The organism is Oleiphilus sp. HI0043 (genome assembly GCF_001634935.1).
In genome coordinates this window covers 1-1227 of sequence record NZ_LWEY01001552.1, presented here as the reverse complement: position 1 = coordinate 1227, position 1227 = coordinate 1, and the positions used below count along the sequence as shown (strand labels likewise).

Genomic DNA, 1227 nt, shown 5'->3' with positions numbered 1-1227 from the left:
TGCCTGACCAATCCGTGCGAGTAGGCCTGGACGGTCAGGCGTTACAACCTCCATCACGGTACGCTGATTAATCATGTCATTGCTGAAAGTCACTTCCGTCGGGAAGGCAAAATGCTTCAGTTGGCGCGGCGTGCGGCGGCTGATTATCTCGGGGTAGTCTTCCGGGTCGTCGAGCTCTTCTATCAAGCGTGAGCGAACTTGCTCTTTTCGTTCTACATCGTTTGCTAAGGGCATGTTGTGCGCATCGGTAACAATAAAGTGGCTCAAATTGAACTCACCTCTTGATGCGCTTATGCGGGCATTTAAGACGTTAAGGTTCAGCTGCTCAAGTACAGCGGTGGTGGCGGCAAATAGATCGTCTTTGGAACGTACATAAACCATAACATGGCTGAAACCGTCACCTTGCATGGTTTGGGTGTCGCGAATGATGATCAGTGGTTCACTTGAGCTGCCATGATTAAGTACTTCAGAGATTTGCCAGACAATGTCGGCGGTTGAATCTTGAAGGAAGTAGTCGTCTTCAAAGGATTCCAATAAAGCATCGATTTCGGGTGTGGTATAGCCGCTATCGATGAGTAGGGTTCGGACTTCGCGTTTAGTGGCTTCTATCCAGTCATTGCGATCAACAGGCTTATCTGTGCCGCGACGTATTGCGCGCCTGGTTTCGATATATAACTGCTGCATCAGTGTCGCGCGCCAGCTGTTCCACAAGGTGTGATTGGTCGCAGAAATATCACAGACAGTCAAAATATATAAGTACTCAAGGTGAGTAAGGCTAGGAATTAGTTGCGCAAACTGATGAATAACTTCAGGGTCATCAATATCTTTCTTCTGCGCTGTCATAGACATTAGTAAGTGGTTTTCGACCAGCCAGGAAGTGAGTCGTGTATCGCGCTCGCTAAAATGATGGTTCTGACAGAAGTTTTCAACATCGATGGCGCCAAGTTCGGAATGGTCTCCGCCTCTCCCTTTAGCAATGTCGTGATAGATACCAGCAGTATAAAGGATTTCACGTTTAGGGATATAACGGTATAAACGACAGGCAAGTGGAAACTCTTTTTTTGCCTCAGGGTAGTCAAGATGAATCAGGTTCTTGATAAGCTGAATCGTATGCGCGTCAACTGTATAGCAATGAAACAAGTCATGCTGCATTTGGCCGATGATCTGTCCAAACTCAGNTAAGCGGCCAAATGCAGCATGACTTGTTTCATTGCTATACAGTTGACG

1 protein-coding gene is annotated in these 1227 nt (G+C 47.1%); it reads right to left on the bottom strand.

All coding sequences use genetic code 11. The features are described 5' to 3' along the window. Positions 1-1227, bottom strand: a 1227-nt coding sequence (locus tag A3729_RS23195; RefSeq protein ID WP_156498087.1) for an HD domain-containing protein, incomplete at both ends; no start/stop codon positions are given.